The organism is Rhodococcus sp. HNM0563 (genome assembly GCF_012726195.1).
Taxonomy (GTDB): domain Bacteria; phylum Actinomycetota; class Actinomycetes; order Mycobacteriales; family Mycobacteriaceae; genus Rhodococcus.
Window position 1 is genome coordinate 63301 of the sequence record NZ_JAASAF010000006.1, and the last position, 22938, is coordinate 86238.

The following is a 22938-nucleotide window of genomic DNA, read 5'->3' on the forward strand; positions in this document are numbered from 1 at the left end:
TCAGTGTTTCTGAGCAACGATCCGTCCGATCTGTTCGTCGGTCAACGGGCGGTCAGCGGCTTTCGCCAACGTCAGAACGTCACGGATGACGTCATCGGAAGCCGAGTAGCCATTGACTGAGAGCCAGTACTGGACGTTGCTGGCGCCTGACGCACGGTCGATCAGCACTTCCTGATGGCGCCCGAGGAGGCTCGCCGGCACGCTTGAGTACACGTTGTCCATCAGCACCCGTTTGCCCTTGTTCGCTGCTTTCAGAATGGCGGAGGCGTGCACGCCGGCGCTGGTCTTGAAGACGTCGTTTCCCAGAGCTGGATAGTTGGCCGGAATCTCGATGCCTAGCATGGTGGCTACGCATTCGCCGTACGTCCGAACGGCCTCCAAATCGAACTGCTCACCGTGCTGTAGGGACCGGTTGACGATCAGTTGATCGATCGCGGTGTTACCGGCGCGTTCTCCGATGCCCAGCGCGGTTCCGTGCACGCGATCGCATCCCGCTTCCAATGCAACCAGCGCGTTGATCAGAGCCAGCCCACGATCATTGTGGCCATGCCAGTCGAATTGCGCTCGGCAAGAACGAGATTCAAAGAATTCGATGGACCAGCGGACCAGCGCCCGGGTGGACGCCGGCGACGCCGCGCCGACCGTGTCGCACACAGTGATGCGGTCGACTCCCAAGTCGGCGGCCGCCGCATAGATTTCGCCGAGCACCTCGGGTGTGCATCGGGTCGTGTCTTCGAGCACCAGGACGAAGGCCACATTGGCCCTTCGGCACTGGAGGGCGGAATCGCGGAGTCGCTCGACGACCGAGTCGACAGACCAATCTTCGACGTGCTGCCGGATCGGGCTGACACCGACGAACGCGTAGGCCTCGACCGCGGCTTGGGCCTCGTGCGCGACGTCGCAGATCGCCGCGATATCGGTTGGGTGGGTACGCCCGGCGAAGGCCGTGATCAGATGGTGTCCACTGTCGCGGACATACCGCATGATCTCGATGCACTCTTGTTTCGCAGCAGGACTCGCGCCGGGGAACCCGAGGTCCGCGGCGCGGATTCCTGATCTCACCATGTGGTCGACGAACTGCATTTTCGCCTCGAGTGGAGGGTTGAGCACATACGGCGCTTGGATCCCGTCCCGCAGCGTTTCGTCGAAGAAGAGATAATCCACCGGAGTTCGATGTTCGGCCGGATCCAGCGAACTCCAGTCGAATAGCTCGTCCGGGTATCGCATCGTTTGAGTCATCGCGGCGTAACTCCATCTCGGCACGACAACTCCGCGTGTGCGTCGAACTGGCGGAACACTTCGTCGGTTCGGCTGTCCATCAAGTAGTGATCGCCCTCATCGAGTTCGAAGCAGCGACCATCGCCCACGTTCGTCGCGACGAAACGCGAGGCATCCGGATGGGTGTTACCGTCCGTTCGCGCTGCGATGGTCAATGTCGGAACTGCCACTCTGGCGATCAGGTCGCCGGTCTGATCGGCGGCGAACGTCGTGATCAACTTCGCGTACCGGTATATGTTCTCGGCCGAGCGGAACGGCAACGACGTGTATTGGATGTAGTCCGGATTGGTGTCGTTGAGGAACGTCCGCACGGCGGCGTCCGTGTCGGCATCCTCCTCATTGCCGTTGTAGATCAAGTCGTAATACAGGGTCGCCAGATCCTGGTCAGCCGCGATTTCGTTCAGCACGTCGGTCAGGTTGATCTCGTACGGGGTCTTGAGTGCGGCATCGCTGATGTTGAAACCGCCACTGAGCAGCGTCAACGACATTACCCGGGACGGTTCGTCGGCTGCGATCTGCAGCGCGATCTTTGCGCCGGTGCACCATCCGATGACGTGCGCACGATCGACGCCGAAATGGTCGAGCACCTCGACCGCATCGCGCGTGTGGCGTGCGACTGTGATATCGGTTTTGTCGAGTGGAGCGGATCCCGGCAGATACCGCGTATCCCAAACAAAGAGGTCATACTTCGCGCTAGCCCGGCGAATGAAGGAGCGCCACAGATCGACCGGGATTCCGAAGGCAGTCGCGATCAGCACCGCTTCGCGCGGTGCATCGGCCGGCGGCGTGCGGTACGCGCTAACAACGATTCCGTCCGATAGCGTTACCTGCTCCTCGGACAGGATCGTCGAGGCGAACTGTTCGTCGAGCTCCCGGATGTACGCTGCCGTATAGCCCTCGAGGTCTGATGCTGTACAGCCATGCTGGAGGGGGATCGACCGGACGAAGTCCTTCTCGTTGAAAACGTAACTCTTGTAGAATTCGGCACGCTTGCCGATGATCTCGTCGAGCGGCGTCCGAACGGGCGAAACCTCGCTGCGGACCTTGAACTTCTCGATCCCGAGCTTCGATTCGACGAGGTTGAAAGCCTCCGCCAGTTGGAACCCGTAGTCGGCTGACAGATGAAAGATCGGCCCGCCCGCAAACTCGTTGGCGATGAGGTACCGGATGTCCTCGATCACTCCGTCGATCGGCTTGAAATTGACAATCATGCTGGGATCTGCAGAGAAAGTCGGCTCGACGTCGACCTTGTCGAGTGTGCGCCCGAGGAGGTATAGGTCGCGGATGAAGGCGTACATGCCAGTCTTGCTTCCCCCGGACCGCTTCGTCGACGACACACCGATGATCACTGATGGGCGCAGGATCGAGAAGGCCATTCCATGCTCGCGGCAGTACTCAGCTACGACGTGCTCGGCCTGGCACTTCGTTTGCTCGTAACTGTTGTTGAACGGCCCGGCGGGATCGTGCAGCTGCTCGGGGACCGAGCCAGTCTGCGGACCGGCGGTATATGCCGTGGAAACGTACACAAACCGCTTCACGCCAAGTTCGCTGGCCAGTTCGAGCGCGCGCCGCACACCCTCGACGTTCACGAGGGATATCTTCTCCGCCTTTCGCTTCTCGAAGTTCAGGTCGGCTGCGAGGTGCCAGAAGATGTCGATTCCGCGACCGCGGAGTGAGTCTCGTTGTTCCGCTTCAAGTCCCAGCCCTGGCGACGCCACGTCGCCGAGAACGATCTCGATGTCTGCGGCGATGCGGCGGGGTTCAGAATAGGCATCGGCGGCAATCTGAAGCTGGCCCTGCAGCCGGGCGGCCGCTTCATCGACCGACGACCCTCGCACCAACGCGACGACGGAATGCTCGCCCGCTTGGTCCAGAACGAAATGTGACCCGATGAAACCGGTTGCACCGGTGACGAAGTACTTCATTGCGACTCCTGCCTATCGACGATCAGCGCAACTGACTCAATGCCATGCGCCTGGAAAAGCGACCGGCCGATGTCGTCTGCTACGACGGTGACTACGTGAGGAATGCTCTGCAGGCCGACCGTCGTGTGCACGATGTCGGCGAGGCTGTAGATGTTGGAGACAAACGCGTTCTCTGGTGAATTCGGTTGTAGCCGGAAGCTCGACGTCAGTTTCGGATACGCCTCGAGGCCGAGAACCAGCTTCCGATCGTCTCCGACCACATCCGCCCACGTCAGGATGTGGTCGCGGATGGCGTCGAACTCGGGGCGGTGTTTCAGCCCGGGCTCCACGCCAGTAGCGAAGATCAACTTGTCGAACTCGTGGATGTTGCCCTTGGAATGTACTGCCACGCGGTTGCTTTCGCTTAGGTACTCGATGCGGTCGACAGGCTCTTCTTCGTAAACGGACATCTTGTCGAGCTGGCGCACCCGGCTGAGATACTCCGAATTCGCCGGGGAGCGCCCGGCCCGAAAGACCGAAGACAGGATTCTGAGCCGCTCGTCATCGGATACGTTCGCGTTGTAAGCGACGAGAGGATCGAGTAGATCGGCTGCGGGTGAGCCCGTCTCATTCGGAAAGGTCGCCGTGTCGTTCCGGCCTCTCCAGAGATCGAAGAAGGTGTCGCCGCGGGGAAATGGGCTGCGGCTGAAGATGGCGACGGATTCGCATCCAGCATCGATCGCGGCTGTGGCATTATCGAATCCGCTTGCGCCGGCGCCGATCACCGCAACGTCCTGACCGACCAAGTCTCCGAACGGGATATCCTCCCAGGCGCCCGTATATGCTGATTCAGGAAGGCCGCGTACGAGCTCCGCCGGGGCGGACCACCGACCGGCGGACGTAATTCCCGTAGCGAGGCAAACCCGCCGGGTGTAGAGCACCTTGGAAGCAGCATCGCCTATGCGTTCGGTCGCGACTTCCAGACAGGACTCCGACGCGTTCCACCGAATCGACGTGACCCGTGTCTCGTTCCGGGTATCTACATCGATCATGCGCCGGAACCAAGCGAGATACTCACGCCAGTGCTCGGTCGCGATGAACGTGATCTGGTCGTATTGCTCCTTGGTATAGGCAGCGCAGAACCATGCCCTGAAAGACAACAGAGGATTGAAGCATTCGGGCCCGGGGACGTTTTTGGGGGTCCGCAGGTGGGTCATTCGCGCGAAGGTCGACCATGGACCGGATTGGTCGGCTTTCTGGGCATCGACGGCGACGATGCGCCGCACCCCACGCAGCTTCAAACTGTAGGTGAGCGCGAGTCCGCTCTGACCGGCACCGACCACGACGACGTCGTGAATCTTCTCTCCGGCGTCCGTCACACCTGGAGGAACCCAGCTCTGTTTCGAATAGAATCGGTATTCATCAAGCCAGTCTCGAATCGCCATCTCGAGTTCGTGAATCGTGTGAAACAAAAGAACTCCTTACCAAGTCGATAAGCACTCGAGGCGGCTAAATGGCAACGCCGAGTTGCAGTTCATCGCGCCAGCGCTGCGACGGAGAATCGTAACGCTCCACAGCCATTACTTCCGCTATGGGGCAATCTATCGTGACCTGACGTGGTAGCGAATTGAAGCCTGAATGCTCTTGCAGAAGTCGCCGATAAAGATCCTGGACTGCGCGGTGTCGTTCGATGGAGCTTTCATACTTGCTACGCAACACCGGATCGATCTCGTTCCAGATGACACCGGCAATTCGTGACCGCTCCGCGGGTTGATGCACGCGGATTTCGTCGATCAACTGGTGTAATTCCGGATAGAATGGGACACGGTTCGCATCAACGAGTTTTTGTGCGATTTCATCACGCCCGAATCGGAAGTTCAACGACATTCCGTTGTCCACGTATTCGATATAGTGCCAGATCGAAGGCGGGAAGTACACCATGTCACCGGGGTTGATAATGGCATCGTAGGCGCCTAAATAGCGGAAGAAATCGAGTTTCTCCTCTGGCGCCATGTTTTGGATCAACACCTTGCTGAAGTTCATCGCCGGCGAGATCTTCTCGGTCGCGGAGAGCGGAACCATGACGACGCGCTTTCGGCCAAACACCTGGTAGAGGAGCACGTTACGGAAGTCGCCGTCGAAGTGGAGATGCGCGTAGTTGCCCTTGTTCGCGACGAACATGAACGACACCAGCGGTTCGCCGGAACCCGATGACCTGCAGTACTCCGGTACTCCGATCATGTCGGCGACCGGCTTCGGTGTGTGGTACTCCACGCAGAGCAGGTCCGTGTCAGGAGTCTTGCGGATATGTGCGAAGTATTCAGCGAGTGGCATTTCGAAAATATCGTTGCGGACTTTCTGACTTAGACCGTTTTGGATCCGGTTGCCGCTTTTGACGCGACTCAGTGGACTGGTGTAGTTCCGCTGCACCTGGATCAAAAGATCGCCGAATGTGTCGATAGCGTCCTGCTCAGTAAGGACATTGGCAATCGGCTCGGAATTTCGGCCGTTTTGGATGATGACCGGCGTTGCCGAATCTACGTATTCCTGAAATACAGCCCTTCCTGGACTATTCAAAACAGGAATGTTTCCAAGCGTTGGTGGGACTGAGTCGACAACCCGCTTAGATATGGAAGCTTGAGACACTAGACCATCCTCCCCAAAGGACATAGTGCAATTCATCAGCTGGTCGAAAGTAGCAGACCTGCCTCCGGAGCCAAGGCCGAAGGGCCGCAATGTGAATGAGATCACTTTGTGCGCGTCACTGCACATCTGTGTCTACGCTAGGCCTCATCCTGCGGCCGATGGCGCCGAGGTGGGGGGCTTCACAGGAGGAATAGAGTATAGTGGGGGGCTACAGTGGCGCGTCCAGGTCAGGGTCGAGGTCGGTCTCGCCGGGCATGCGCGATCTCGCGCACATAGCTCAGTCACCGATTCGCCAGTTGCTTGCGCTGACCGCGAGCCGGTCAGACGTGATCTCCTTGGCCGGCGGATTGCCGGCACCCGAGGCATTCGATGTGCGTGGGATCGGCGAGGCGTTCGCTCATGTGCTTGCCACCGACGGTGCGGCCGCTCTGCAGTACTCGCCCACCGAGGGAAACGAGGTGCTTCGCAGTATCTTCGCGGAGCGATCCAGGGCGCGCGGCCTCGCAGCTTCTGCGGGAACGGTATTGGTGACCTCGGGTGCCCAGCAGGCGCTCACGCTCCTATCGATGGTATTGCTTGAGCCGCGAGACGTCGTCGTGGTCGAAGCGCCGACATACCTTGCTGCACTTCAGTGTTTCCAGATCGCTGGTGCCCACATCATTCCGGTCAGTTCGGATTCTGACGGAATCGATATTGAGTCACTTACCGAGGTCGTCGCCCGTGAGCGGCCCAAGATGCTGTACCTGGTTCCTACGTTTGCCAATCCGACAGGGCGCTCGGTATCCGATGCACGTCGCGCCGCGATCGCCGAACTAGCCGATCGATTCGGTTTCTGGATCGTCGAAGACGATCCGTACAGCGAGCTTCGCTACGCAGGTGGACCGCAGGCGGCAGTGGGGTCTCACGAAGGAGCCGACGGCCGATCGATCTATTGCGGAAGTCTGTCGAAAGTTTGTGCCCCGGGGCTTCGTTTGGGGTGGATGCACGGACCCGCCAAGGTGATCGCCGCCGCGTCACTGGTGAAGCAGGCCATGGATTTGCACACCTCGACGATCGACCAAGCCGCGGCCGCGCACTATCTGCAGCACGCCGACGTCGATCAGCAGATTGGAAATTTGCGATCGATGTATCAGCTGCGCCGCGATGCCATGTCCGCTGCGCTGCATCGCCTGCTGCCCGGCACAGAGTGGACCGAGCCGAGGGGTGGAATGTTTGTTTGGCTGCGCCTCGGCTGGGGAGTGAACACCACCGACCTGTTGCCGCGAGCGATCGACGCCGGTGTCGCTTTCGTACCCGGCGAGAGCTTCTATGCCACGTGCCCGGACACATCGACCCTTCGGTTGTCTTTCACAACCTATCACCCTGACTTGATCGACGAGGGTATCGCCCGCCTCTCCGGAGTCTTGAATGTCGCTGGCTGACAGGGAGTCCCGTTGCGCAAACGAGCACCTGAACTGAGTGGAGTCCTCTGTGTTGACCTATCTCGCTAACCTCGCCCATCGACGGCCCAAACGGATACTCGTCGGGGCGGTCCTATTCCTACTGGTCGCGGGCGCGATCGGTGCACCAGTGAATTCACTGCTGGCCGCAGGTGGTTACAACGACCCGACCTCGCAGTCCCATTTGGCCTCCGACATCCTCCAGAAGCATTTCGATCGCGGGTCCTTGCCTGTGGTCTTCGAAGTGGTCGCTCCCGGTGGCGCGGACTCGCCTGCAGCACGTAGCCGGGCCGTCGAGGTCGAACGCGTCCTTCGTGAGTCGAATCACATACGGCAGGTTGTGTCTTATTGGACCTCACCGCCGGCCATCGCAGCCGGATTGAAGAGCAAGAACGGTCAGATCGGGCTGGTCGCCGCCGAGGTCGAGGGCAGTGACGCTCAAGCGCCCGAATGGGCGCGCGAGATTGCGGACGAAATCCCGACCAGCGCCGATGGTGTGATCGTTCGAGCGGGCGGAACGGCGATTCTGTACGACCAGGTCGACAAGCAGTCGGAGAAGGACCTCCTCCTTGCTGAGGTGATTACCGTACCTCTGACGGGATTGGTGCTGCTGTGGATCTTCGGTTCAATCGCCGCGGCCTTCTTGCCTCTGGCGATCGGGCTCTTCGCCATCGTCGGGACAACCGCGATTCTACGTGGGTTGACCATGGTCACCGATGTGTCGATCTTCGCGATGAACCTGACCACGGCGATGGGGCTTGCCCTCGCCATCGACTACGCGTTGTTCATTCTCAACCGGTATCGCGAGGAAATCGCCAATGAAATTGACCGTGAGCAGGCGTTGGCTCGCACGGTCAACACGGCCGGTCGAACGGTGCTCTATTCGGCGGTCACTGTCGCGTTGTCGCTAGCTGCGATGGCGGTGTTCCCGATGTACTTCCTGCGGTCATTCGCGTATGCGGGTCTCGCGGTTGTCGGTCTCGCGGCGTTCGCCGCGGTCTTCATCGCGCCAGCTCTGATTGCGGTGCTGGGGCCTCGCGTGGAAGCCGGGCGGGGGATGAATCGCACTCGGTTGCAGGCTCCCGTAGAAAAGTCGTTCTGGTACCGCACCGCCCTGCGTGTCATGCGTCGCCCCGTGGCTGTCGGTGCGGCGGTCATCGCGTTGTTTCTGGTGGTCGGCTCACCGTTCCTCAATCTGAACCTGGGCTACCCCGACGACCGGATTCTGCCGCCGTCCCATAGCGCTCGCGTGGTTGGAGACGACATCCGGACAGAGTTCGAGAACAACATCGCCGACGCGGTGACGGTCGTCCTACCAGACCTGTCCGGAGTCACCGACGAGGACTTGAGTGCGTATGCCTCCGACCTATCCCGGGTCGATGGCGTGTCTGCGGTGACGTCACCCACGGGCGTCTTCCTGCGGGGTGAGCGCGTCGGGCCCGCCATTGGCCGAGCCGGGGCCGATGGTGAGCGTGCTTACCTGACTATCGACACTCACGCAGATCCGTTGAGCGACGCCGGCGAAGCGAGCCTGGAGGCGCTGCATCGCGTTCCGGCGCCAGCCGAGACGATGTTCACCGGTTTGGCGCAGTGGAACAGTGACAACGTAAACGGCATCGTTGACCGACTGCCGCTCGCACTTGGAATCATTGCAGTGACCACATTCGTCATGCTGTTCCTGTTCACGGGAAGTGTGATTCTGCCGGTCAAGGCGCTCCTGATGAACCTCCTGTCGCTATCGGCGACCTTCGGTGCGATGGTTTGGATCTTCCAGGAGGGAAATCTCGGTGCACTGGGGACCACGTCGATCGGATCGCTGGTGGCGAACATGCCCGTGCTGATGTTCTGCATCGCGTTCGGTATCTCGATGGACTACGAGGTATTCCTGCTATCGCGAATCCGTGAACAGTGGCTTGCGTCCGGAAAGACCGCCGCCGACAACGAACGTGCCGTCGCCGTCGGCCTCGCTCGGACCGGTCGCCTCGTCACCGCCGCGGCGATGATCATGGCAATCGTCTTCGCGGGGCTCCTAATCTCCGAAGTGTCGACAATGAGGATGTTCGCACTTGGACTGGCATTGGCAGTGCTCGCGGACGCAACGCTTATCCGTGGCCTTCTTGTGCCTGCCTTCATCAAGCTGGCCGGGCGTGCAAACTGGTGGGCCCCAGCCCCGCTGGTCCGTCTGCATACACGATTCGGACTCTCTGAGGAGATCCCACGTCCCAGATTGGATAGCGACGTCGCGCATTCTGAACCGTCCCGAGTCTGATCCCGATTCCTTCCTTGAGGAGGATGCAGGTCATGCCCAAGCCTTACCCAGGCCGAGCAGGCTGAGCGTGTTTCAGGCGATGGCGGCAAGAAGTTGCCGCCATCGCGAGATCTTGAGATTCTCACCTGCGCAAATGCATTGGTTGAGACGGATTCAACCCCGAAACAATGAGACGCACCCGACTAGGCTTACCTTGCCTTGCTGGTGCAGCGTTGACGACAAGTCGGTAGACCAAGCGCTGAGCGCGCTGCGGCCTCGGTCACCGAAGGCCGTGCGCTGCCACGAGATGAGGCCTCTGAGCGAGCAACGTCTCGAGCCTGCCCTCCGGCCAGAGGTCGATATGCGGCGCTACTGCCGACTCATTGAGCCGGTCGACCCATGCAACCGCATCCGACGAGAACCGTCCGCTCGTGACAATCAGTAGACCTCGAACAACGGGTGGCTGCCAGAGCCTCACTGCAGCAACGTTGGCGGTATTCTCCGCCATCCCAACAGATTTCGAGAGCCAGTGCTTCGCCGGGACGATCACCCGTTCATGTCTGACGCCGCCGGTGCCATCACGCAACACCCGGTCCAGTGCAAGGTCTCTGCCACGATCCGGCGCGCGCGTCCTGGTGAGCCATGTGACATTCTCATGTTCGGGAAACTCCCGGAGGAGATCGTAGAGCAAGCGCTCGAATGTTTCGTCGCCGATCTGATCCCAGCGTAGGGCCGTGCTGGCCGCTCCTGTGAGCCGGCCTGCAGCCGCCTGAGCGAGATCGAACTCCGGGACGGGGAAGGGGTCTGTGTCGGGCAGTGATCCGGCTTCGATGCCGGGTTTGATTGTTGGCCAGTCAAACTCGTAAACATCGTGCCAGTCGTGGCCCTCACCAAATCGCAAATGACGGTGAAGGTCCGCCCACCGCCCCCTCGCTGCGCGGTATCACCAATCAGCCTGTCAATCTCGGCAAAGCTGGCGACAAGTCGATCGATCTCGTCACCCTCGACTCGGTTTGTAGAGTCCCGAGGTATCGAAGCCAACACGTGGGGCAGCATCGTGTCCACCAAGGCGGTGAGGTGCTGCAATCGTTCACGAGCTGCTCGGCGACGCGCTCGGTTCAACCGGTATCGGTACTGGGCCAGGTCCTTTCCCGGCCTACTACCGGCATGTGTTCGCGACAAAGGCCGAGTTGCGGGCCGCGGTCGACGCCTGGGTGCGCCGCTACAACGCCCTCCGACGGCCTTCGAGCATCGGCCATATCAGCCCGATCCGGTTTGAGCTAGCCTCATCAATGGCAGCTTCGGCTGCATCACCCCGTCCACTTTTCCTGGGGAACCTCAGGGTACTCGCTAGTCGAGAAAGTAGCCGATGACGGGAATCGAACCCGCGTATTCAGCTTGGGAAGTCGGCCAGAGGCGTGCATAGAGACTGCCCCCGGTTTGGTTGACATCTGATCTGTGAGGACCGCTCCTCGCAGATGAAAGGATGTGCCCCATGCCGAAGCCGTTCCCCGCGGAGTTCCGCCGCGACGTCATCGCTGTCGCACGCAAGGGCGAGGCGCCGTTGCGGCAGATCGCGAAGGACTTCGGAATCTCCGAAGGATGCCTGCATCGCTGGTTGAAGATCGCCAACCGCGAGGACGGCATCGACACCGGAACCAAGGCCACGAGCTCGGACGAGTCGGCGGAACTGCGAGAAGCCCGCAAACGGATCAAGCTGCTCGAGCAAGAAGCCGAGGTCATGCGCCGTGCCGTCGCCTACCTGTCCCGGGACGTCAACCCAAAATGATGTTCCCGCTGGTCCTCGACCTCGCTGCTGACGGAGTGCCCGTCACGGTGACCTGCCGGGTTCTCGAATTCTCCACCCAAGCCTTCTACAAATGGAAGCAGGACCCGGTCACGCAACGTGATTGGGACGACGCACACCTGATCAACGCTGCCCGCGAGATCCATGCCGATGATCCCGCTTTCGGCTATCGCTTCATCGCCGATGAGCTACCGGATCGCGGCATCATCGCTGGCGAAAACAGGGTCGCGCGACTGTGCTCACAAGAGCGCATCTGGTCGGTGTTCTCCAAGAAGCGAGGCCTCAGCAGGAAGGTCGGCCCGCCGGTCCACGACGACCTCGTCGACCGCCAGTTCACCGCACAGCGACCCAACGAGGTCTGGCTGACCGACATCACCGAGCACCGCACCGACGAAGGCAAGTGAACCGCCCCGGCATGTCCGGAGACCTACTGATGTGAGAACTCAGCGACGAGCTGAGTCCCGTGGTGACGGTAGTAGAGGGCTTCGAACTCGGCCGGCGGCAGGTCACCGCAGTGCTCGTACAACCGCCGATGGTTGAACCAGTCGACCCACTCGAGGGTGGCGACTTCTACCTGGTCAACGGTCCGCCACGGCCCCTGCGGCTTGATCAACTCGGTCTTGTAGAGACCGTTGATCGTCTCCGCGAGGGCGTTGTCGTAGCTGTTGCCGGTGGCCCCGATCGACGCGTCGATACCGGCCTCGACGAGCCGGTCGGTGAAGGCCAAAAATGTGTACTGCGACCCGCGGTCGTGGTGATGTATCAGCCCCGACAGGTCGTCGATTCCTTCCCGTTTCCTGGTCCAGATCGCGTGCTCGATCGCGTCGAGAACCAACCCTGACGTCATCGACGTCGAGGTGCGCCAACCGACGATCCGGCGGGCATTCGCGTCGATCACGAACGCCACGTACACCCACCCAGACCACGTCGACACATACGTGAAATCCGCTATCCACAACACATTTGGTGCATCTGGGCAGAACTGACGCTGCACCAGGTCGTCGGGCCGGTCGGCCTGAGGATCAGCGAAGGTGGTCCGCTTCCTCTTGCCGCGACGGGCGCCCTCGAGCCCCAGTTCCCGCATCAGTCGTTCGACCGTGCAGCGGGCCACCTCGATGCCCTCGCGGTGGCATTGCAGCCACACCTTGCGGGCGCCGTAGACCGAGTAGTTCTCTCGGTGGACCCGGGCGATCTCGGGCTTGAGTTCGGTGTCGCGGATCTGACGATTGGAGGGCTGCCGCCGGCGGGTGCAGGCGTCGTAGTAGGTGGACGGCGCGATCTTGCATCCGTGTGCTGTGAGCACCCGGCAGATCGACTCGACGCCGTACTCCTGCTTGTGTTCGTCGATGTAGTCGACGATCACCGATTGCGGCGGTCGAGTTCCGCCGCGAAGAAAGTTGATGCTGATTTCAGGATTTCGTTGGCACGCTTGAGTTCTCGATTCTCGGCACGCAGCTTCCGGAGCTCTTCGGCTGCGTCGGTCGTCATCCCGGGACGCTGGCCCCGGTCGACCTGGTTCTGGTTCACCCAGTTCGCCAACGTCTGTGTGCTCCCGATCCCCAGCTTCTCGGCAACCGACCTGATGGCTGCCCACTGCGAGGAGTGCTCGGGGCGGACCTCGGCGACCATCCGCACAGCCCGCTCACGCAGCTCGGCTGGGTACCTCTTCGAACCTGACATGACTCCATCCTTCCCAAGAGATGAAGTCTCCGGACTCACCGGGGCGGTTCAGCCACTGCTGTCTCATCGGTACGCAAAACCCCAGGTGTTCGTCTCAAAATCTCACCATGCCCGACTTTTGTCTCATTTTCAGGCGATGGCGGCAAAGCGTCAGCCGCGTGCCATGTCCACGAACCGCGAAAGGTGGAGTTGGTGTGCAACTGTGATTGTCGCGGTCGGGCCGTTACGGTGCTTACCGACGATCAGGTCGGCTTCACCGCCACGCGGGTCGTCGCGTTCGAATGCGTCGGGGCGGTGCAGCAGGATGACCATGTCGGCGTCCTGCTCGAGGCTGTTGTGCACCGATACGCCGTCGGCCACGAAATTGTGTGTGCCCGGGACGGTTCCGTCGAAGACGTCCTGCTCACCGAGGCTGGTGAAGGACACGATCTCGTCCCAGTGGACGTTGTTCGTGGCGACCATGTCGATATCGGCTTCGCCCAGTACACCGGCCACCTCGGCCAGGCTGGAACGTGGGGCCCCAGCACCGACGAGCTCGCTCGGCGTGAACCGCTCGACAGCGAGGAGCCGGCCCAGTGACTCTTCGAGTTCGGGGGTGACACCGTCGACGCTGCGACGTGTGAGCGTGGGCCCGAGTTGTGTCAGCACCCACTGCGCTGCCGTGCCGTGGGCGCCGACGTCGTGCAGGAACACCGCCTGTCCGTCCGGGTCGGTCACGCGCAGGTCGTAGCCCGACGCGGTTTCCGTGATCTGCGAGAACACACCGATCCGCAGCAACAGGACGGCCAGATCATCGATGAATCGCCGGTCGGCGGTCGAGTACCGGATCATCGCCTGCTGCGCGTCGACGTCCCAGGCGAGCAGGCCACTGTCCTCCCACACGTGGCAGAGCAGCGCCGCAACCTGATCCTTGGGCAACGCGAACGCACGCGCAGGCACGGCAGCATCCGCGACGGCCTGGAGGGCGAGTTCGACGATCTCGTCTTCGGAGGAGGTCACCATGTCGATCGGCGCAGGCAGTGCACGCGGCACCGCGACACGTCCGCCCGTCGTCAACTCACCGAGGGGCATCCAGCCGTCGACGGTCAGGAACGGGTGATTCGCCGTCGCTTCCACCTGGCGTCCGGATGCGAGCCGCAGCCGGAACACTTCCTTGCGCCCGCTGGGAAAGACCTTCGTCATCGGCCGCGCGACCATGCGCATCCGCTCGTCGAGCGACCACACGAGCGGCTGCTCACCCGTCGCGAGAAGTTCCCCGAGAGTGACCTCCGCGCCGGTATCCGCGCGCAGGATCCGGGTGGACGCAGGCAGGCAACCCGACTCACGGAGGTCGGAGACCTGCGGCTTCTTGTCGGTTCGCTGTTCGGGACCGCGGTTGAGCTGGCAGACCGCGATGACGGGAACTTCGAGTTCCTTCGCGAGAAGCTTGAGGCTTCGCGAGAACTCCGAGACTTCCTGCTGGCGCGACTCGACCTTCTTGCCGGACGTCATGAGCTGCAGGTAGTCGATGACGATGAGACGGATGTCGTGCTTCTGCTTGAGACGCCGCGCTTTCGCACGAATCTCCATCATCGTCAGGTTCGGTGAATCGTCGATGAACAGCGGTGCCTCGCTGATCTCGCTCATGCGACGCGCGAGCCGGGTCCAGTCGTCATCGGTCATGCGACCGGACCGCATGTCGCCGAGTTTGATCTTCGCTTCCGCGGAAAGCAGGCGCATGACGATCTCGGTGCGCCCCATCTCCAGGGAGAAGATGACGGAGCCCATGCCGTGCTTGATCGAGCACGACCGCATGAAATCCATGCTGAGCGTCGAGTTGTGGGTGGGCACCATCGCGCGACCCGCAAGGTACATGTGCTCGCCGTCGACCTCGACGCAGCGCACCGGCACCGGCTCCACCGGCCGCACCGCGACGATGCGACGCTCGACCGGCACCGGGCGGCGGCATTCCTTGTGCAGAAGGGCCTTGCTGGGTAGGACGAAGACGTCGTCGCCGGTCTCGAACGCCACCGCGTCGCCATCGACGGTGCAGGCGTGCCCCAGACCGGAGAGCAGTTCGGCGACGTCCTCGACCAGGCGTGCGCAGTCCGACGCGAATCGGATGGTGCCGTCGCCGTCGACGGTGCCGCCTGCGTCGAGGAGTCCGGCCAGCAGATCGCGGCGCTGTTCCTGTGAGGCACGCAGATACGCAGTGGGGATGTGCGCACCGAGCGCCATCAGGGCCTCGGTGCACCCTCCCTCACCTTCGACGCGCATGTGGACGTGCGGATCGGCCGACGGACCACCGAGCCAGGCGCCGAGCGTGAACGGTGGAACAGGCAGGTCTGCTGCAGGCGTCCGGAGTGGAGCGGCGTTGGTGACGGCGTGGTCGGCATCGACGGTGGCAGCAAGCTCGGCGGTGGTGCGAACGGCGCCGTCGGAGGTACGCCACTGGTGCTGAGCGTCGGCGACGAGCACGGTGCCGTCGGAGAACACGACGTCGAAGCACGGCCGGCCATGCATGATCTCGGTGGCCGCGACGACGCGCGTCGGCTCGCCGTGGGCGTCGAACAGGACGTCGCCGACGGAGACCTCGCCCATGGTGGTCCACCCGTTCGGGGTGGGCAGGACAGTGTCGAGCGCGAGGGCTTTACCGACACCCGGGCGGGCGGCGATGATGATCATCTGCCCGGCGTGCAGGCCGTTGGTGAGTTCGTCGAGCTCGGCGAACCCGGTGGGGACTCCGACCGAGATGCCGCCACGGCTGGCGATGGAATCGATCTCGTCCATCGTGGGCTGCAGCAGTTCTTCGAGTGGAACGAAATCCTCGCTGGTGCGGCGTTCGGAGACGTCGAAGATCTCGGCCTGGGCGCGGTCGACGACCTCGGCGACATCCTGCCCTTCGGAGCCGGCGTATCCGTACTGGACGATGCGTGTGCCCGCTTCGACGAGGCGACGCAGGATGGCCTTCTCGGAGACGATCTCGGCGTAATAACCGGCGTTCGCGGCAGTGGGGACCGTCTGGGTGAGCGTCACGAGGTAGGCGGGCCCACCGATGCGTTTGAGTTCGCCCTTGCGATCGAGTTCGGCCGATACCGTGACGGGGTCCGCCGGCTCGCCCCGGCTGTAGAGATCGAGGATCGAGTCGTAGACGAACTGGTGCGCGGGCTTGTAGAAGTCGCCCGGGTGAAGCACCTCGAGGACATCGGCGATGGCGTCCTTGCTCAGCAGCATGCCGCCGAGCACGGACTGCTCCGCCACGTAGTCGTGGGGAGGCTGACGCCCGAAATCGGTCTCGGGTTCATCGGGCGGTCCGGAATATTCGGAGTGGCCTCGATCGTCCACCACTGCCAACGCGCTTCCACCCTTCCGATTCCCGAACCAAGCACGGTCATGCCCGGCCTACGGGCTTTCCGCAGACGGATCCGGGCCCTTGCGACCCGAACTCACAATCCACGTTCTACCCGTGCCCACCGACATATTTCCGACCCATACCGAACCCATGGGGGAGAGTCGTGCGCACGACGTTAGGGACCGAAAAGCCGCTCACCAAATCGGGTTGTGCACACATCTGTGGATGAACTGTGGAATCCCGTGGACTACGTTGTGCACCCTCTGTGGACAACCTGGGGAGAACACATCTCACATCACGCATTTGTCCAGTTCAGAGCGCAAAAATTGTTCCTCACACCTGTGGAGCAAAAGAATTTCGGCGTGTCGTGGCCATATCGACAGCCGGGCGTGTCCGAAAGTTTCGTTCGAGAAAGATATGTTGTGGATCACATGAGAGCTGAATCCCACAGGGATTATCCACAGGTTGTACACAGACAGCGAGGAGCCCCGCGCGATGTGCGCGGGGCTCCTCGAAAACCGGATCAGGCAGCGACGACGTTCAGCGTGAACTTCGCGGTGACATCCGGATGCAGCTTCACAACGACCTCGTGCTTGCCGGTCGCCTTGATGTGCGCCTTGGGCAGCACAACAATGCGCTTGTCGACAACCGGGCCACCGGCAGCCTTGAGCGCGCCGGCAACGTCGGCAGCGGTGACCGAGCCGAACAGCTTGCCCGAGTCTGCAGCGGTCTTGACTGCCAGCGAGACGCTGTCGAGGCCCTCGATGGCGGCCTTGAGCTCCTGTGCATGCTCGAGGCCGCGCACTGCACGGGCCTCCTGTGCACGGCGGATGCCCGCGACCTGCTTCTCGGCGCCACGGGTGGCAACAATTGCCAGTCCGCGGGGCAGCAGGTAGTTGCGACCGTAACCGTCCTTGACCTCAACGGTGTCGCCAGGCGCACCGAGGTTGTCCACGTCGGCGGTGAGGATGAGCTTCATCGTGTTCCCCTTTCCTTAGCGAGTCGTCGAGACGTAAGGAAGCAGAGCAACCTCACGGGAGTTCTTCACAGCAACAGCGATATCGCGCTGGTGCTGCACGCAGTTGCCGGTGACGCGGCGAGCGCGGATCTTGCCGCGATCGCTGACGTACTTACGCAGCAGCGTGGTGTCCTTGTAGTTGATCTGCACATTCTTTTCCTTGCAGAAGGCGCAGACCTTCTTCTTCAAAACCTTCTCGCGCGCGGGCGACTTAGGCATGGTCTTTCTCCGTACTTAGATGTTCCGATCGAAGGTCGGATCAGAACGGGGGCTCGTCGTCCCCGCCGCCGCCGAAGGAACCACCCGCGGGAGCGTTGCTCCACGGGTCGTCGCCACCGGTATTGGCGTTGGAACTGGGGCGCCCACCGCCCGATCCACCGGAGGAACCACCGAAGCCGCCTCCGCCACCGCCGCGACCGGCCTTGGTGACCTTGGCCGTGGCGTAACGGAGCGAGGGGCCGATCTCGTCGACCTCGAGCTCCACGACAGTGCGCTTCTCGCCTTCACGCGTTTCGTAGCTGCGCTGCTTGAGCCGGCCCTGCACGATCACGCGGGATCCTCGAGTCAAGCTCTCGGCCACGTTCTCGGCTGCCTCGCGCCAGATGTTGCAGCGCAGGAACAGAGCCTCGCCGTCCTTCCATTCATTGGACTGACGGTCGAACATGCGGGGCGTGGACGCGACGGTGAAGTTCGCGACCGCGGCACCCGACGGGGTGAAACGCAGTTCTGGATCGGCGGTCAGATTGCCGACCACGGTGATGACGGTGTCGCCTGCCATGTGGTTCCTCCTGCAGTGTGTGGAGTCCTGATGCGCCAGAGCCTACGGCCAAGCGCCGACAGGCTCACTTTCCGAGGCGCAGAACCTTGGTGCGAAGCACCGACTCGTTCAGGCCGAGCTGACGATCCAGCTCTGCAACCGCAGCAGGCGTCGCGCTGATGTCGACGACCGCGTAGATGCCTTCGGCATTCTTCTCGATCTCGTACGCGAGACGACGCTTACCCCACACGTCGACCTTGTCGACCTTGCCGCCTTCTTGGCGGATCACGTTGAGGAACGTCTCCAGCGAGGGAGCGACAGTGCGCTCATCCAGGCTGGGGTCCAGGATGATCATCAATTCGTAATGACGCATAAGACCTCATCACCTCCCATGGACTGTGAACGGTCACGGACGATCCGTGACAGGAGGGTCGTTGCGTCAGCAACCCAAGAAGGGTACATGACCGCCGCTCGACCAGCGAAACTGACTTAGGGTGAGAACATGCGCACGAGCCGATCCCTTCCCGCGCTCGTCGCCGTCGTCACCTGTGCGCTGACGCTGCTGCTCGGCTACCTCAACAAGGCCCGTTGCGCAGGACCGCCCTTCGATCTGTTCGGTCGCTCGATGCAATTCGACGAACTCAAGGACGCCACCGTCTGCTATTCCGATATCCAGCAATTGTGGCTCGGGCGGGGAATCAACCTCCACCAGTTCCCCTTCGTGGACGGCGGCATCACCACTGCCGGGAACCTCACCGGCGGCACCGTCGAATACCCGGTGCTGGGCGGCGTTCTCATGTGGGTCGGGGCATTGTTCGCGGAGACCGACGCCGATTTCCTGCTGCACTCCGCGCTGCTCCTGACGCCGTTCGGGTTGCTCACCGCGTGGATCCTCGGGCGGATCGCCGGATGGCATGCCCTCTGGTGGTCGGCCACACCACCGCTCGTGATGTATGCGTTCTTGAACTGGGACCTGCCTGTGGTCGCGGTGACCGTCCTCGCCATCGCAGTCGTCGGCACCCGGCGCTGGTCGCTTCGTACCCGCGGGATGATCGCCGCGGCACTTCTCGCCGTCGGGTTCTGCCTCAAGCTCTATCCGGGGCTCTTCGTCCTGCCGCTGATCGCCTACGTCTTCGTCGGCGGCACAGCCGAGCGCGACGACAACGCGCCGATCGGACGCCGCGACTTCCGCGGTGCACTGGCCGTGGCCGGAACGGCCATCGCGACCGTCGTCGCGGTGAACCTGCCGTTCGCGATCCTCGGTTTCGACGGGTGGCGTGCGTCGTTCACGTTCCAGCAGAACCGAGAGGCGGACGCGACCAGCAACTCGATCTGGTACTGGGGTCTGCGTCCACTGATGGGCAACTACCGAGGGCACGAGGTCACCTCCGAGTACAACGACGTGGTCGCCCTCGTTTCACCGGTGCTCATGCTCGCGGTGTTCGCGACCGCGCTGTGGCTCGGATGGCGCCGCTGTCTCCGCGAAGGCGTCTACCCGTGGCTCCCTGTTGCCGCCGCGATCCTGTGCGGGTTCCTCCTTCTGCACAAGGTGCATTCCCCGCAGTACACACTGTGGCTGTTGCCTCTGTTCCTGTTGCTGCGCATCCCGTGGCAGCTCATCGCGACGTATCTGCTGGTCGACCTGTCGATGGGGATCGGGATCTTCCTCTGGTTCGACTCGACCGCGGGGAACAGCGACCAGGCGCTTCCTCTCATGCTCGTCCACATCGGGGTCTGGGGCCGGGCACTACTGTTGGTCGTGTTGTTCTTCGTCTTCCTCAACTCTTCCGAACGACGTTCGACTAAGAGGCGCACGCACGGCCACCACGATCGGTCACTCGAGAGCCCGGCAAACGCGTGATGACGGGCGACGAACCCACCGCACACACGCAACCAGAGGAGCGCGCCGGCGAATGAATGCGTATCGACAGTTCCCACCACCCGGCCCGCAGCCCGGTGCCTACGGTTCACCGTTCCATCCGTATGGTCGGCCGCCGGAGAACAACATGGTCTGGGGCATCGTCGCGACCGTGGTGTTCTGCATGCCGCTCGGGATCGTCTCGCTGGTCAAGGCGGCGCGGGTCAACAATCTGTGGGCACAGGGACGTTTCGACGAAGCGCACCGGGCCGCGCGCTCGGCGAAGACCTGGGCGATCTGGTCAGCGGTGATCTGGGTTGTCGGGCTGATCGCGCTCGTCGTGGCTTATTTCGCGTTCTGGGCCGCTGTCGTGGCCACGACTCACTGAGCGCTGTCGTGGCCACGACTCACTGAGGACCTCATGGAACGCACCCTCGCACGCCTGAAAGCGCCCGCCGCGGTCGCGGCAGGTGCGGTGTGCGCGTGCGCGTTCGTGGCGTGGGCCGACCCGACCACCCCGGGCGGAATCATCCCGCCGTGCCCCACCTACGCGATCTTCGGGATCCTCTGCCCCGGGTGCGGTGCGTCGAGAATGTTGTATTCACTTGTGCACCTTGATATTCCGTCAGCAGTTCGGTTCAATGCATTGGGCGTCGCCGTGACGGTCGGGCTGCTCGCAATGTTCTTGCTGTGGACCGTGAATCGCACTCGCGGCACATCGATGCCCCGATGGGGCGGGTACCGGTGGGCCCCGCACATCGCGCTCGCGGTGATCGCCGTGTGGTTCGTGGTGCGCAACCTCCCGATCGAGCCGTTCACGGCACTTCGAATCTGAGGCAGCTCGCCGCCGACCCCGAGGATCTCAGGCCGCGCGGAGCGACCTCAACGCTATGTGCTGCTCGGCGCGCACCCGCCGCGGACTGATGCCCAATGCGATTGCAGTCAGTTCCAGGTCCAGACCGACGATGGTGCGCAGAATGAGGATCTCCCGTTGCATCCGGGTACCGGCATGGTCTCCCGAACGAGCAAACCGGGCGTCGGCGGCGTCCACGGCGGTCGCATAGGCAAGGCGGACGAACGGTTGCTGGGCGCCCACCACCGACGACACCGCGGCGAGGATCTCGTGGCACACCTCGAGAGCCAGACGATCGGCTTCGGTGAAGGAAACGCCGGTGTCGCGAGCACGCGCCCGGCAGTACGCGGAGACCTGAGGATACAACTGCCGAAGGAGCGCAGGCATCGCAGCCGCGTCACCTGCGGCCACCGACCAGGCGAGTTCGCACATCGTGAAATGTCCGAGTACTCCGCCACCACGCACAGTGCTCATGTCCCCTCCCTTCGCACAAGCCTAGGACGACGTGCGGGCCTTCGCTGTCCTCCGATCGAACGAAACCGAATCGAAAGAAACCGGTCGGGACACCTTCGACGGCGCGCGGCCGTGTGCCGGTTTCAACCATCCCGGTAGCCACCGTGGGTACGCATCGGGCGCCTGGTCCAGAACACCACCGACGGGGTCGTCGATGAATCCGTACCGGACGGGATCGTCGACCGGATGCCGGATCTGCCACAACACCACCGCGCACAGCGCCAGGACGGCGAGGTCCCGGATCGCCACCGTCGCGGTGAACCACTGCTCCGGTACGCCCTTGTTGTCAGGACCGAGGTAATAGAACATGCGCGGAACCCACACGAGGGCATCGACCGTCATCCACGCGAGGAGAGCCCTGCGGTGCGGTATCGCGAGTACCGCGAGCGGGACCAGCCACAGTGAGTACTGCGGACTCCAGACCTTGTTGGTGAACAGGAATGCCGCCACGAGCAGGAAACACAGCTGGGCCAGTCGCGGGCGCCGAGGTGCGGTCAGCGCAAGCCATCCGATCCCGACGCATGCGATCGCGAACAGCAGCAGCGACACGTAGTTCAGCGTCGAGGGGGACCAGTTCGGCCATCCGACGAACGACCGCACCACGTTGTAGATCGAATCAGGGTCGGCGCCGCGATCGGAATTCAAGCGGAAGAATTCGTACCATCCCCGCGGATACAACAGCAGGATCGGCAGATTGACCGCCAGCCACGCACCTGCCGCGGCACCGAAGGTTCGGAAGAACGCGGGCATCTTCCCGGTACGCAGACACAACACCAGCAGTGGGCCGAGCAGCAGCAGCGGGTACAGCTTCGTCGCGGCACCGATCCCCAGCAGCACCCCCGCAAGCACGGGGCGGCGGCGAGCCCACGCGAGCAGACCGCCCGCCGCGAATGCCGCAGCCAAGGCATCGAAGTTCGTGAACGCATGCACCATCACGAGCGGCGACGCAGCGACGAGCGCGGCATCCCACACTCGCCGTCCGGCCGACCTGGCGGTGGCCCACAACGTCGCGAGCCACGCGAACGCGAGCCCCAAGGCAACGACATTGAAATAGATCGCGACCTGGAGTCCACCGGGCAACCACGACACCGAATCCCATGCCTTCGCGACACGCATCGACACGTACTGGTAGAGGCCCGAAACTACGGGGTACTCCATATACCGGGTCTGCGTCTGCCCGTCCGCCCCCGGCTCCTCCCACGACGTCGCGTACGGAAATGCGCCCTCGTTGAGCCGCTCCGCACCGTAGAGCGGAACGATGTCGGAATAACACATCGCCACGTACTGCCGGTTGTCGCTCCAGTCCAACCCGAGTCCACCGTCGGGGCCGACCGGCGCCTGCTGGATGCACGCGGCCTTGCCGAACCATCCCAACGCCAAGAACACCACCGCGAGCAACAGCATCGCCCGCAGCGGCGTGAAGAAGCGGGTGCGGCCCAGCAGTGCGTGCCTGCCGACAGGTCCCCCGACAAGTGCGGAAAGGCGCGACACCATCGGGTCGGTTCGACCCGGGGTGTCGCGCCAGTCCACGGAACGACGATCGTCGGCGAGGGGCTCAGGAGAGACGTGTCCCCTGTGCGCGGCCTCCCCGTCGACGGTCACGCCG

General features: G+C 62.7%; 18 protein-coding genes, 1 pseudogene and 1 other annotated feature. Of the genes and pseudogenes, 6 read left to right on the forward strand and 13 right to left on the reverse strand.

Features of this window, described 5'->3' with window-relative positions; genetic code table 11:
- From HCA61_RS14975 to HCA61_RS14990, 4 genes are read right to left on the reverse strand one after another with little or no spacing between them, the layout of a single operon-like run.
- Entirely contained in the window at positions 1-1227 is a 1227-nt protein-coding gene (locus HCA61_RS14975; RefSeq protein ID WP_206040147.1) for a LeuA family protein, read from the reverse strand.
- An 8-nt stretch (positions 1228-1235) separates the two neighbouring features.
- The gene (locus HCA61_RS14980) at positions 1236-3203 is read right to left on the reverse strand and encodes an alpha/beta fold hydrolase (RefSeq protein ID WP_169688989.1); all 1968 of its coding nucleotides are present in this window, start codon (positions 3201-3203) and stop codon (positions 1236-1238) included.
- Complete coding sequence (locus tag HCA61_RS14985; protein WP_169688990.1) at positions 3200-4654, reverse strand: FAD-dependent oxidoreductase; 1455 nt, start codon at positions 4652-4654, stop codon at positions 3200-3202. Before HCA61_RS14985 ends, HCA61_RS14980 begins: the two co-directional genes overlap by 4 nt.
- A gap of 37 nt (positions 4655-4691) precedes the next feature.
- The gene (locus HCA61_RS14990) at positions 4692-5828 is read right to left on the reverse strand and encodes a cupin-like domain-containing protein (RefSeq protein ID WP_169688991.1); all 1137 of its coding nucleotides are present in this window, start codon (positions 5826-5828) and stop codon (positions 4692-4694) included.
- A gap of 254 nt (positions 5829-6082) precedes the next feature.
- Between HCA61_RS14990 and HCA61_RS14995 the strand changes: the two genes are divergently transcribed.
- Entirely contained in the window at positions 6083-7249 is a 1167-nt protein-coding gene (locus HCA61_RS14995) for a PLP-dependent aminotransferase family protein (RefSeq protein WP_169688992.1), read from the forward strand.
- A 49-nt stretch (positions 7250-7298) separates the two neighbouring features.
- Positions 7299-9536, forward strand: coding sequence for an MMPL family transporter (locus HCA61_RS15000; protein WP_169688993.1), 2238 nt, complete (start codon positions 7299-7301; stop codon positions 9534-9536).
- Positions 9537-9795: 259 nt separating this feature from the next.
- On the opposite strand, the gene HCA61_RS15005 is transcribed toward HCA61_RS15000, so the two are convergent.
- Positions 9796-10416 carry a restriction endonuclease gene (locus HCA61_RS15005; RefSeq protein ID WP_169688994.1) on the reverse strand — a complete coding sequence of 207 codons (621 nt, stop codon included), beginning with the start codon at positions 10414-10416 and terminating at the stop codon, positions 9796-9798.
- Positions 10417-11010: 594 nt separating this feature from the next.
- Between HCA61_RS15005 and HCA61_RS15010 the strand changes: the two are divergent.
- Positions 11011-11723, forward strand: a pseudogene (locus HCA61_RS15010) (IS3 family transposase); the annotation flags it as partial.
- Between the two features lie 26 nt (positions 11724-11749).
- Here HCA61_RS15010 and HCA61_RS15015 read toward each other — a convergent pair.
- The 6 genes from HCA61_RS15015 to rpsF form a co-directional block, all read right to left on the reverse strand.
- A protein-coding gene (locus tag HCA61_RS15015) for an IS3 family transposase (RefSeq protein WP_240959601.1) occupies positions 11750-13002 on the reverse strand; the annotation gives its coding sequence in 2 pieces (ribosomal slippage) (positions 11750-12720 and positions 12720-13002; 1254 coding nt in all).
- Positions 12593-12721: a sequence feature (AL1L pseudoknot), on the reverse strand. It overlaps the preceding gene by 129 nt.
- 150 nt (positions 13003-13152) lie before the next feature.
- Complete coding sequence (gene dnaB, locus HCA61_RS15020; protein WP_206040149.1) at positions 13153-16335, reverse strand: replicative DNA helicase; 3183 nt, start codon at positions 16333-16335, stop codon at positions 13153-13155.
- Positions 16336-16856: 521 nt separating this feature from the next.
- Positions 16857-17312: a 50S ribosomal protein L9 gene (gene rplI / locus HCA61_RS15025; protein ID WP_169688995.1), complete on the reverse strand. Its 456-nt coding sequence runs from the start codon at positions 17310-17312 to the stop codon at positions 16857-16859.
- A 15-nt stretch (positions 17313-17327) separates the two neighbouring features.
- Positions 17328-17570 (reverse strand): 30S ribosomal protein S18, encoded by a 243-nt coding sequence (rpsR, locus tag HCA61_RS15030; RefSeq protein WP_054806388.1) that lies wholly within the window; start codon positions 17568-17570, stop codon positions 17328-17330.
- Positions 17571-17610: 40 nt separating this feature from the next.
- Positions 17611-18129, reverse strand: coding sequence for a single-stranded DNA-binding protein (locus HCA61_RS15035; RefSeq protein WP_169688996.1), 519 nt, complete (start codon positions 18127-18129; stop codon positions 17611-17613).
- Between the two features lie 64 nt (positions 18130-18193).
- Complete coding sequence (gene rpsF, locus HCA61_RS15040; protein ID WP_169688997.1) at positions 18194-18481, reverse strand: 30S ribosomal protein S6; 288 nt, start codon at positions 18479-18481, stop codon at positions 18194-18196.
- 129 nt (positions 18482-18610) lie between these two features.
- On the opposite strand from rpsF, the gene HCA61_RS15045 reads away from it, so the two are divergent.
- From HCA61_RS15045 to HCA61_RS15055, 3 genes are read left to right on the forward strand one after another with little or no spacing between them, the layout of a single operon-like run.
- Positions 18611-19969, forward strand: a complete 1359-nt coding sequence (locus HCA61_RS15045) for a glycosyltransferase 87 family protein (RefSeq protein WP_169688998.1) — start codon at positions 18611-18613, stop codon at positions 19967-19969.
- 52 nt (positions 19970-20021) lie between these two features.
- Positions 20022-20354, forward strand: coding sequence for a CD225/dispanin family protein (locus HCA61_RS15050; RefSeq protein ID WP_169688999.1), 333 nt, complete (start codon positions 20022-20024; stop codon positions 20352-20354).
- Between the two features lie 33 nt (positions 20355-20387).
- The gene (locus HCA61_RS15055) at positions 20388-20801 is read left to right on the forward strand and encodes a DUF2752 domain-containing protein (RefSeq protein ID WP_169689000.1); all 414 of its coding nucleotides are present in this window, start codon (positions 20388-20390) and stop codon (positions 20799-20801) included.
- Positions 20802-20828: 27 nt separating this feature from the next.
- Here HCA61_RS15055 and HCA61_RS15060 read toward each other — a convergent pair whose 3' ends face one another.
- Entirely contained in the window at positions 20829-21293 is a 465-nt protein-coding gene (locus tag HCA61_RS15060; protein WP_169689001.1) for an RNA polymerase subunit sigma-24, read from the reverse strand.
- A 21-nt stretch (positions 21294-21314) separates the two neighbouring features.
- Complete coding sequence (locus HCA61_RS15065; protein ID WP_169689002.1) at positions 21315-22934, reverse strand: glycosyltransferase 87 family protein; 1620 nt, start codon at positions 22932-22934, stop codon at positions 21315-21317.
- Positions 22935-22938 lie beyond the last annotated feature (4 nt).